This is a genomic window from Ureibacillus sinduriensis BLB-1 = JCM 15800 (genome assembly GCF_000772955.1).
Taxonomy (GTDB): domain Bacteria; phylum Bacillota; class Bacilli; order Bacillales_A; family Planococcaceae; genus Ureibacillus; species Ureibacillus sinduriensis.
Map to the genome: position 1 here is coordinate 40,090 of NZ_JPVO01000037.1, position 11,074 is coordinate 51,163.

The 11,074-nt window shown below is 38.4% G+C and carries 12 protein-coding genes and 1 pseudogene; 2 read left to right on the forward strand and 11 right to left on the reverse strand.

The window, feature by feature from the left end; translation table 11 throughout:
- Positions 1–45 precede the first annotated feature (45 nt).
- Positions 46–2,010 (reverse strand): methionine--tRNA ligase, encoded by a 1,965-nt coding sequence (gene metG / locus CD33_RS02540; protein WP_036197880.1) that lies wholly within the window; start codon positions 2,008–2,010, stop codon positions 46–48.
- A gap of 368 nt (positions 2,011–2,378) precedes the next feature.
- Between metG and abrB the strand changes: the two genes are divergently transcribed.
- Complete coding sequence (gene abrB, locus CD33_RS02545; RefSeq protein WP_036197882.1) at positions 2,379–2,657, forward strand: transition state genes transcriptional regulator AbrB; 279 nt, start codon at positions 2,379–2,381, stop codon at positions 2,655–2,657.
- Between the two features lie 174 nt (positions 2,658–2,831).
- Here the strand turns inward: abrB and rsmI are convergent, their stop codons facing one another.
- From rsmI to CD33_RS02595, 10 genes are all read right to left on the reverse strand, one after another.
- Complete coding sequence (gene rsmI, locus CD33_RS02550; protein ID WP_036197883.1) at positions 2,832–3,704, reverse strand: 16S rRNA (cytidine(1402)-2'-O)-methyltransferase; 873 nt, start codon at positions 3,702–3,704, stop codon at positions 2,832–2,834.
- Positions 3,685–3,963, reverse strand: coding sequence for a GIY-YIG nuclease family protein (locus CD33_RS02555; RefSeq protein WP_036197885.1), 279 nt, complete (start codon positions 3,961–3,963; stop codon positions 3,685–3,687). The genes rsmI and CD33_RS02555 overlap by 20 nt, the downstream gene beginning before the upstream one ends.
- On the reverse strand, positions 3,947–4,696 hold the full coding sequence (locus CD33_RS02560) for a tRNA1(Val) (adenine(37)-N6)-methyltransferase (protein ID WP_036197887.1): 750 nt from the start codon (positions 4,694–4,696) through the stop codon (positions 3,947–3,949). The genes CD33_RS02555 and CD33_RS02560 overlap by 17 nt, the downstream gene beginning before the upstream one ends.
- 225 nt (positions 4,697–4,921) lie before the next feature.
- On the reverse strand, positions 4,922–5,278 hold the full coding sequence (gene yabA, locus CD33_RS02565) for a DNA replication initiation control protein YabA (RefSeq protein WP_036197889.1): 357 nt from the start codon (positions 5,276–5,278) through the stop codon (positions 4,922–4,924).
- 23 nt (positions 5,279–5,301) lie between these two features.
- Positions 5,302–6,117, reverse strand: a complete 816-nt coding sequence (locus CD33_RS02570) for a PSP1 domain-containing protein (protein WP_036197890.1) — start codon at positions 6,115–6,117, stop codon at positions 5,302–5,304.
- Positions 6,110–7,114 (reverse strand): DNA polymerase III subunit delta', encoded by a 1,005-nt coding sequence (gene holB, locus CD33_RS02575; RefSeq protein WP_036197904.1) that lies wholly within the window; start codon positions 7,112–7,114, stop codon positions 6,110–6,112. Before holB ends, CD33_RS02570 begins: the two co-directional genes overlap by 8 nt.
- Before the next feature lie 115 nt (positions 7,115–7,229).
- Positions 7,230–7,670, reverse strand: coding sequence for a YaaR family protein (locus tag CD33_RS02580; protein ID WP_036197892.1), 441 nt, complete (start codon positions 7,668–7,670; stop codon positions 7,230–7,232).
- A 167-nt stretch (positions 7,671–7,837) separates the two neighbouring features.
- On the reverse strand, positions 7,838–8,167 hold the full coding sequence (gene darA, locus CD33_RS02585) for a cyclic di-AMP receptor DarA (protein ID WP_036197895.1): 330 nt from the start codon (positions 8,165–8,167) through the stop codon (positions 7,838–7,840).
- Between the two features lie 64 nt (positions 8,168–8,231).
- Positions 8,232–8,867, reverse strand: coding sequence for a dTMP kinase (tmk, locus tag CD33_RS02590; protein ID WP_036197897.1), 636 nt, complete (start codon positions 8,865–8,867; stop codon positions 8,232–8,234).
- A 19-nt stretch (positions 8,868–8,886) separates the two neighbouring features.
- Positions 8,887–10,308: an aminotransferase class I/II-fold pyridoxal phosphate-dependent enzyme gene (locus tag CD33_RS02595; RefSeq protein ID WP_036197898.1), complete on the reverse strand. Its 1,422-nt coding sequence runs from the start codon at positions 10,306–10,308 to the stop codon at positions 8,887–8,889.
- A 383-nt stretch (positions 10,309–10,691) separates the two neighbouring features.
- Here CD33_RS02595 and CD33_RS02600 point away from each other — a divergent pair.
- Positions 10,692–11,012, forward strand: a pseudogene (locus CD33_RS02600) (IS30 family transposase); the annotation flags it as partial.
- Between the last annotated feature and the right edge of the window lie 62 nt (positions 11,013–11,074).

An 11,074-nucleotide genomic window follows, 5' to 3' on the forward strand; every position in this document is an offset into this window, starting at 1 on the left:
CCTGTTGAACGAAGTTTGTCCAACAGGCTACCTAATTATTAAAAGTTATTTTACTTTTGCGCCATTTTGAAGTTTTGGATCAACTGTTGCGAGTGTTAAAACACCATCCTGTGACCCCGCCAGAATCATGCCCTGCGATAGTTCACCACGAAGTTTTACCGGCTTTAAATTAGCCACAACAATCACTTTTTGCCCCACCAACTCTTCAGGTTTATAGTACTGTGCAATTCCAGATACAACCTGGCGTTGCTCATAACCAAGATCAACTTGAAGTTTTAACAATTTATCTGCTTTAGGGACCGGTTCGCAAGATGTAACCGTAGCCACCCGCAAGTCCACTCTCATGAAATCATCGATAGTGATTTCGGGTACTTCCGGTACGCTTACTTCTTCTTTTTTCTCTTCCGTTTGAGATGTTTTTACGGATGCTCTCATTTGTTCTCTAATATAAGCAACTTCTACTTCCACATCTAGACGCGGGAAAATGGGAGTTCCTTTTTCTGCCACTTTAATATTTGCTGAAATAGTATTTCCGAATGTTTCAATTGTTTCCCAATTCAGATGAGTCGCGTTTAAGCCTAATTGTTCGACAATTTGCTTAGGTGTCGAAGTCATAAATGGCTGCAGCATAACAGCAATATGTCGTAGACTTTCAGCTAAGTTATACATAACAGAAGCCAATTTCCCTTTATTTTCCGCATCTCTTGCCAAAACCCAAGGCTGAGTTTCATCAATATACTTGTTTGTACGGGAAATAAGTGACCAAACATCGGATAATACAACGCTAAATTGCATTTTTTCGATATTTTTTTCATAAATTAAGCGTGTTTCTTTTGCATGCACCTTTAAAGCGGTATCAAATTCTGTTTCAACCAGGTTTTCAGTCGGAATAACCCCATCAAAATACTTATTCATCATGGATACTGTTCGGTTCAATAAATTTCCTAAATCATTTGCTAAATCGAAGTTCGTCCGCTCAACGAAGGACTCAGGAGAAAATACACCATCTGCACCGAATGGCAGTTCACGAAGAAGGAAATAACGAGTTGCATCCAATCCATACCGTTCGATTAGCATTTCTGGGTATACAACATTTCCTTTTGATTTCGACATTTTCCCGTCTTTCATCATAATAAAGCCATGAGCAAATACCTTTTTCGGTAATGGCAAGTCCAAAGCCATTAAGAAAATTGGCCAGTAAATCGTGTGGAATCGCACAATATCTTTTCCTACTACATGCACATCTGCCGGCCAATATTTGTTGAATAGTTCTTCATTATCGGAACCATAACCTAATGCGGTAATATAGTTTGTCAGTGCATCCACCCAAACATAAATCACATGTCTCGGATCGCCTGGAACTTTAATACCCCAGTCAAAAGAAGTTCGCGAAACAGAAAGATCTTCTAATCCCGGTTTAATAAAGTTGTTGATCATTTCGTTTTTACGTGATTCCGGTTCGATGAATTCAACATTCTCTTCATAATATTGTAGTAGGCGTTCTGAATATTTCTTCATATTGAAGAAGTAGGATTCCTCTTTAACTTTGTGAACCGGTCTTCCGCAGTCCGGGCAGTTTCCATCCTCCAATTGTGTATCCGTATAGAAGGATTCACAAGGCGTGCAATACCATCCCTCATACTCACCTTTATAAATATCGCCATTATCCAAAAACTTCTGGAAAATTTTTTCTACACTCTTTTTATGCCGATCTTGTGTAGTTTGAATAAAATCATCATACGAGATATCCATTAAAGCCCAGAGCTTTTTGGCACTATCCGCAATTTCATTAACATAGTCTTGAGGATGTTTGCCCGCTTCTTCAGCCTTTTCCTGAATTTTCTGTCCGTGCTCGTCCATCCCTGTTAAAAAGCGAACATCATATCCTCTTAAACGTTTGTAGCGTGAAATTGTATCCGATGCGACTGTTGTGTAAGCGGTACCGATATGAAATTTACCACTTGGATAATAAATTGGGGTTGTTATATAAAATGTGTTCTTTTCGTTCACGTAAATTGGCCTCCATTGTCAACTGTATAAAGTTTATTTTATCGAAGTAAGAAAATTGTTTCAATGAAAGAATATTATTACTGGGTTTTGTCGAAAAATATAATTAGAAAAAGGTGTAAAATTACTAAAACTTTCCCACTACAAATTATATTTTATATTAATAATCTCCAATTAAACCTATTTATAGATGATAAAGCTCATTTATCTATAATAATGTTCACAACCTGTTCACATCAAGTTTCAGGCATTAATACTAAATAATTGACGTATATGGTATTACTTGGTATGATTCTATTCAGAAAGACAAAATATGTCGAATTTTGACGAATGTAAAATATATTATACAAAATATAGGAGGAAATATTGTCATGAAATCAACAGGTATCGTTCGTAAAGTAGATGAATTAGGACGTGTAGTTATTCCTATTGAACTCCGTCGTACACTAGGAATTGCAGAAAAAGATGCATTGGAAATTTACGTTGATGACGATAAAATCATTCTAAAAAAATACATGCCTAACATGACTTGTGCTGTGACTGGGGAAGTTTCAGACGAGAATTTCCGTCTTGCTGGTGGAAAATTAATCTTAAGTCCAGAAGGTGCGGAAATTTTAGTAAAAGAAATCCAACAACACTTTGCAAAATAATAGATGAGAAAAATACGACTTTCGCCAGAAAATTGCGGGAGCCGTTTTCTTTGTCATTATAACCTTATTTCAAAAAGGAGGTCTCATAGTGGATGAGATCCTCCTTTTTGTCTTACATATGCTCAATACTAATGCCTCACAGCAAAGCCACCTGTTTATTATAAATTCTTGATATTATACGTGATACTGCTGATATACATCCCGCTTGGCTACGCCTCTTAATCTTGCTACCTCTTTTACGGCATCTTTTGAGTTCATTTGATTTTCTTCTATTAAATGATCAACGTGTTCGACAATGGAAAGGTCTGTCCAATAGGCGGTTTCTTCTTCCTCCACCTCTCCGTTTACGTTCCCCTCCAATATCACACAAAACTCGCCACGAATTTCATTTTCCGTTACCCAACTGAGTGCCTCGGAAATAGTTCCCCGGAGAAATTCTTCAAATTTCTTTGTCAGTTCCCGTGCCAATACAATCTTCCGATCCCCTAAAACAAGTTCCAAATCTTTTAATGTTTCTTTTAGTCGATGGGGCGCTTCATAGAAAATCATCGTTTCTTCGCGTTTTGCTAACTTCTCTAACTGTAATCTGCGTTCTTTCTTTTGGCGATTTAAAAACCCAAAGAAATAGAAAGGCTGAGGGGCAAGGCCTGATGCAATTAACGCGGTTAAAGCTGCATTGGCCCCAGGCACTGGTACAACCGCAAAATCTTCCTCAATCGCCTTCACTACAATATCTGCACCCGGATCCGAGATACAAGGCAGTCCGGCATCACTAACCAAGGCAACAGATTTCCCATCCCTTAAATAACTTAGAAGCTTCTCTCCACCTTGTTCAAGATTATGTTCGTGATAGCTCACAAGTGGCGTTTGAATTTCGAAATAATTACATAGTTTCTTCGTATTTCTAGTATCTTCTGCTGCAATCACGTCCACTTCTTTTAATATTCTCAGCGCACGTACTGTCATATCTTCCAAATTTCCTATCGGCGTTGCCACTAAATATAAACAGCTTCCTTGTTCATGTTGACTACTTTTTTGTGATTTCATGTTGGTGCCCTCCAATGTACTTCAATTTCTCACTGCGTTTTAATTGTTTAAATGCATATTCCGCACGCATTGCCTCATGCTTTGTTTCATAGGTTTCAAAATAAACGCATTTCACAGGTAAATGTGCTTTTGTATATTTTGCTCCCTTGCCGGCATTATGGGTGGCAACCCGTTTTTCTAGATTATTTGTATACCCTGCATAGAGCGATTGATTTGCACATTCTAGAACATAAAAGTAATGGTTATTTTTTGTCTCCATAAAGTATCTCACTCACTTCATCCGTATACTCATTGTTATCATTATATACATATAGTGGTGGTAATATCTTCAAATCTGGTTTCCCATCTTTAATACCTTCTATCAACAATGTGTTCGCTTCCTTACCGAACTTCGGATAGACAAAACGGATGCGTTTCGGTTCGAGACGATGTGCCCGCATCGCTGTTACGATATCAAGAAGTCTACCTGGTCGGTGAACAAATGCAGCCTTTCCCCCCTGTTTCAGTAATTTGCTTGCCGACTCCACCGCTTCTTCTAATGTAAGATATAGTTCATGGCGTGCGATGGCATAATGTTCACTGACATTCTTCTCACTCAGTTCATGAGATAAAAAATACGGGGGATTGCATGTCACAACGTCGTATTTCTCTATTCCCAGCTGGGATGGTACGACTTTTACATCTCCATGAACCATTTGAATCTGCTTTTCTAACCCATTGTATTTTATACTGCGTTCTGCCATATCAAATAGACGTTCTTGCAATTCAACACCAATAATCTCAGCTTTTGTTCTGGCACTCAGAAACAGTGGAATAACACCATTCCCCGAACAAAGGTCGACAATCTTCCCTTTGTTTAATGGTACATTGACAAACCTCGATAGTAACACCGCATCCAATGAAAATGAAAATACAGAAGGGCTTTGAATGATCCGAAGATCCTCTGCCAATAAATAGTCCAATCGTTCATCTTCTTTTAACCAATGCTCCATAAAAAACCTCCTCATTAATCATCTTATAGCTTGATGATGCCCACTTTAAAAGTGCTATGTATTCGTCTATCCACATGTATTTTGATACTTTGTCAGTAACAATGTTTTTTACCTGAATTTTTTGCTTTTATTATTATTGTACTATCAAAAAGGAATTAATAAAAATTAAACAAAAGAAAAGGCTGACACCACATTAAATGGTATCAGCCTACTTAAAGAGAGAATTTATGCATTTTGTTTATTTAGAAACGATAGGCAAAATAAACAATCTTCACCTTTTCGAGAACCGCCAAAATGTACATGGCAAACATGGAAACCTTCCTGGTATAGACGCGCTAAATTATCATAGCCCTCGCCAATATCTAGTAAGCTTACTTTCTCTTCGTTGCTACTCTCTTCAGTAGAATCTGTAGATAAAAGCTCTTCTAGACGTCTACGTAGGTGAAGGTTTTCCGTTTGGATTGCTTGATGATCTTCCACCATATGTGCAACATATTTTTTTAAATCGTTGTATTGTTGCTGTAGCAATTCGAGCTGTTGTTCGAATTCCATAACAGTATCTAAGAAATTACGGTCCTTCACTAGAAAGCCACCCCATTGTTTATCTAAATCAAATTCTTCTCACATTCAATAATTTCTTCCAATGTATATTCAACAGTGCGTACCTGCTCTTCTAAGAAGACTTGAATCAATCGCTCCAATACATTAATGCCTACAACTTTACCCGGTCCATCTGGTGTCATTGTCGAATCCCCGATGTCAGGCATCCCTTCCTTTGCATTTTCATAATCGTCATTTTCATACTTAAGACAACACATGAGACGACCACAAAGTCCAGAAATTTTCGTCGGGTTTAATGATAAGTTTTGATCCTTCGCCATTTTAATGGAGACTGGATCAAAATCACCTAAAAAAGTTGAACAGCAAAGCATTCTACCACAAGGACCAATACCGCCAAGCAGTTTCGCTTCATCCCGCACGCCAATTTGACGCAGTTCGATACGTGTGCGGAAAATGGAAGCAAGGTCTTTTACCAATTCCCTAAAGTCCACTCTTCCTTCTGCCGTGAAGTAAAAGATAATTTTATTGCGATCAAATGTATATTCGACATCAACTAGCTTCATCTCCAACTTATGTTCACTAATTTTAGTGTTGGCTAGTTCAAAAGCTCGCTGTGATTCTTGCCTATTTTCATCAACTTGGATTTGATCTCGTTCATCTGCTGGACGTAATACTTGTTTTAGCGGCAAAACAACATCATTTTCCCCAACCTGCTTCATTGGAACGACTATCTTTCCATATTCGACCCCTCTTGCTGTTTCTACTATGACATACTGTCCAATTTCCAGTAGAAATTCACCGGGGTCAAAATAATATATTTTACCCGCTTTTTTAAAACGGACTCCTACTACATTATACAAATGTATACCCCTCCTGCAGATTCAGCATTAGCTGCTCCATCAAAAGCGACCGATTCATATTGCGTTGCAAATTTTGTCTTGCTTGCAAAATTGCTTGCAATTGGTCCGACAAACGATCATACGTTGTGTGTAACGCAATCTCCTTCCAACTTTGTACCATGTCTGGATATGTACAAGAGCTTTGAGGATTCGCCTTTATAGCTACAATATCACGATATGCGAAAAGTAGTAAGTCTAAGGCTCGTTCTATCTCCTCTTTTTCTTTAAAGGAAAGCAGCCAATCTTCATAGACAACCAATAATGCCTCATGGACATTTTTCCTGACTGTCTCTACTAATTTTAACACTGTTTTTCTTGCATGTGCAAACTGCTCATCATGTGCCAATGAAATTGCTGTTTCCAAATTATTTGTCAACATACTCACCGTAGATGCCATCGAAAAAGTAATACCTTGTTCTTGAAGTTGCTTTAATAAAAACTCTCGCGGAATTGCGGCAAATTTTATATGCTGGCAACGCGACTGTATCGTCGGCAAGATTGACTGATAGCTTTCCGTCAGCAAAATGGCTGTCACACTTCCCTCAGGCTCTTCTAAAAATTTAAGCAATGTATTGGCGGAAGAAGTATTCATACGATCTGCATGATGGAGAACATAAATTTTACGTCCCGCTTCCATGCTTGTCTTTGTCATTCCAGAGATAAGGTCTCGAATTTGGTCGATTTTGATAAATTGCCCGTCAGGCTCTATTTGTTTTACATTTGGGTGATTCCCGGTTTCAATCCGTTTGCAGTTTCGACATGTTTCACATGGAACATTTTTCGACGGGTTCAGACATAAAAGTAGTTTTATGAAGAACAGTGCGATTTCCTTTTTACCCGTCCCTTTTTCACCATCAAATATGTACGCATGTCCGGTTCTATTCTTTTCAAAAATCGTTTGTAATTGCTTCATTACTACTGGCTGTAAAACCTTTAGCTCTTCCACATTTTCTACCACTTTTTTCACCTTTTTCTCTTACAGTACATTTATGAATGAAATCAAGTTTCCCCAATATAACTTTTTCTTAGAAAAAACCCCGTGTCCCACACAGGAAAGTAAGTAGACACGGGTTTTACATATATAAATTAACTAACAATCCTTTAATTTCACCAATTTTATCAAGCAAATCGATGGAGCTTTTCTCTTCACTTAAAATATCTTGTGCAAGTTCTACCAATCGCTCATCAATCGTTTCAACAATCTTTAGGCGACGTCCTTCCCCGAAGCGATTCCATGTATGGGTTTGCTTCATATCAAGGCCATATTCAACAGCTTCCTGCAGAAAACGTTTAATCAGCATTTTAAATCGAGTCAATTCCCTCAAGTTACGAGATCTTGCTACGCGGTCTCCCGCTGCTGAGATATCGCCCATTAACCTGGTTAACTGCTCAGTTTGCAGCTTTGATCCTTGTTTGACAAGCACTTCACTAAAGCGATTTCCGGATTGGTTCGGCTGTTTGACATCATGATGATTCGTTTTTAAACCTACACGCAAATCTTGATTTATCTTCAATACCTTTCGCCTCCACCTATCGCAAAACCTAGTAGCGTAAGTGCCTAAAGTTTATATCATTTAGCACAAGCGCTATGGCAAAACTTTTTTACCTGTTAAAAATCATACTATATAAATTCTACAATACTTTAATGGCTGAACTATAAAGTAATTATTGCTTATTAAGGTTAGAAATGGTGGAATTGTTCGATTGGTAATACAAATACTGTTGCTCCCCCAACTTCAACTTCAATGGGGTACGGGATATAAGAGTCTGCATTGCCGCCTAAAGGAGAAACAGGCGACACCATTTGTTCGCGGGAACGGCAATTATCTCGAATTATATCAAGCAATTGAGGAATTAATGCATCCTCTGTCCCAACGATAAATGTTGTATTTCCTGAACGTAAAAAACCACCCGTACTTGCTAATTTTGTTGCACGAAAATTATTTTTAGTTAACGCGCTAGACAACCTATTACTATCTTGGTCCTGAACGACTGCAACTACTAACTTCATCCGCACTCACTCCCATATATTGAATTGGTGTTTATATTATAGCATACATAATAACCTACTTCATTTACTTTTCTTCTAGTGACTTACTTACAAGTTGCCAAACATCTTCTACTACTCTCTCCACAGACTGATCGGCATTTACTACTTTAATTCTATCGGGATAACGTTTTACTACTTCATGATAACCTTCCCTTACCTTTTCATGAAATGATAAGCTCTCAACATCAAGTCTATTCAACTCCCGCTCATTGTGTGCATGAATGCGGGCTAGTCCAACTGCCGGGTTTAAATCAAATAATATCGTTAAATTCGGCATATGTTTCCCAATAGCGAATTCATTTATGGATAATACCTCGTCCATACCAATTCCACGAGCATAACCTTGATAGGCTAATGATGAGTCAATAAAACGATCACACAATACCAGCTTGCCTTGTTTCATAGCGGGCTCCACTTTTTCAAAAAAATGCTGGCTTCTGGCAGCTGCATACAATAATGCTTCTGTTCGCTCATCCATCGCTGTATTTGCGGGGTTTAAAATCACTTCTCGAATTTTCTCCGCAATTTCAATTCCACCTGGTTCGCGGGTTGCTAAAACATCAATCTCTTGCTCACGTAGCCGTTCAGCGACCCGGTTTAAAACTGTCGTTTTTCCGGCTCCTTCTGGTCCTTCAAATGTAATAAATAAGTTGCTTTTCATTTCTATATTCCTCCGATTGTTACTTTATGACACGAATGAGCTTTTCATCCAGGCGATGTTGCCCCTGAAAAGCAGCACCTAGTGCAAGCAACTCCTCTAGTTGGCTTAATTTTGCCACTGTAATTTTTTCACCTGGCAAGAATAAAGGTATTCCAGGTGGGTATGGAATAAGCATATTTGCAGCTACCCGGCCAATTGCCCGCATATACGGTATCCATTCCTTTTCAAGTTGGTCCAACTCATCATAAGAGTACTCTGGTATTGAAACGGTTGTATATTCATTTGGCGATGCAACCGTATGTATAGTAGTTACCCCTTTTTTCCTTAAGTTAATAATGGCCTCTTTTATTCTTATGCGCGCTTCCGCAAATGGATAAGTTTGTCCATGTTTTAATAGGGGCAAAACAAAGAGTACTTGGTATGAATCAGCAAGTTCAACAAATAGCCCTTGTTGTTCAAGCGCTTCCTTCAGCTGAAACCCTGTATAACCTGGGAAGCGCAATAATAGCTTCAATGGGTCCTCTACTTCTATGACTTGTAAAGGTTCTATTGAACGCAATGCTTCAACCCACTGGTATCGTTTTTCTTTGAAATAGTTTGCATCACTTTCCAAATAACTATCTATATAGTCCCGTGCATCATCTAAAGAAGCAAGAAGCAAGTATGATGGACTGCTTGATTGTAGCATTCTTAAATAATGATTGATATTTTCTTCATGAATCAATTCTGAGTTGACATGGAGAAACGAGGACATGGTCATGGCAGGAAGTGTTTTATGTGCAGATTGAACAACGACATCTGCTCCTAATTGTACGGCCGATGGTGGAAAAGCATTACTTGCAATAAAGTGGGCTCCATGCGCCTCGTCAACAAGCACAGGTATCTTCAGTTCATGACACAATTGAATTTGATGCTCCAGTTCTTTGCTTGCTACCCCATAGTATGTTGGATAAGTTATAACAACTGCTTTCGCATCAGGATGTAGCAGTAATGCTTCCTCCAATGTAGTAGTTGGAACAGCACCTGCAGTTTTTGTCGCCTCATCCCAGAGCGGTGAAACATATATTGCCTTTGCACCAACCAATTCCAAGGCATGGAAAATAGATTTATGTGCATTTCTTTGCACAATAACCTTTTCATTTCGTTTACAAGTTGCATAAATCATTGCCAGGTTTCCCACCGTAGAGCCATTTACTAAGAAAAAACTCCTGCTCGTTTGGTATGTCCCAGCTAAAAGTGTTTCAGCCTGCGCAATAGCCTCCTCAGGGTGATGATAATCATCCAACCCCGTTAATTCTGTTAAATCATATGTAAGTGCTTCCTTGATTGTACTTGGTAAGTTTGATAATAGACCACTTTTATGTCCCGGAACATGCCAACTCATAGGTTTTTGCCCAGTAAACTTTTGCAGAGCTGAAACAATCGGTCTTTCCCTTTTCATCTTCTCACTCCGTTCATTTATTATCTCTATTATAGCGAAAACATTAGTGAATGGGGTAAGGACCCTTTCAGAAATGATTCAATATCTATTTCATCCTTTTCCAATTAAAGACACTGGGATTTTTGATCTTCCTTTATTAAGCGACAGGAGCTGCCCATCGATTCCTATTTAGTTTTCGGCTTTTTTACAATGACGAATTGTAATATTAAGTGCAACACCTAAGATAAATAAAAAGAAGCCCATAACGACCTCGTGTAAAATGTAGTTACCACACAAACATTTAAACGGAGGAAATCGTTATGAGCTATAAACATCTTACCATATTGGAACGTGCGAAAATAGAAACTCCACTTCAATTAGGATATTCAATTAGAAAAATCGCGTTATACGAAGAGTTGCCGAAAGGTGCCATCCAATCCGCTACAACAGATCGAGGAAAAGAATTCAGTTGTTACAAGGATCTTGAAAAGGATTTAAATATCCAAGTATATTTCGCAGATGCATATTCTTCTTGGCAACGTGGTAGTAACGAAAATGGAAATGGTTTATTACGGGAGTTCTTTCCTAAGAAAACTAATTTTGATCATGTAACAACTGATGAATTGGAACAAGCACTAAACTTAATCAACCATCGCCCAAGGAAATGCCTTCGATGGAAAACTGCACACGAGACGTTTCAGGAAGAACTGTTGCACTTAATTTGACAAATTAACAACAATAAAAAACCACTGACTACTCAGTGGTTTCTATATGCCTAGCGACGTCC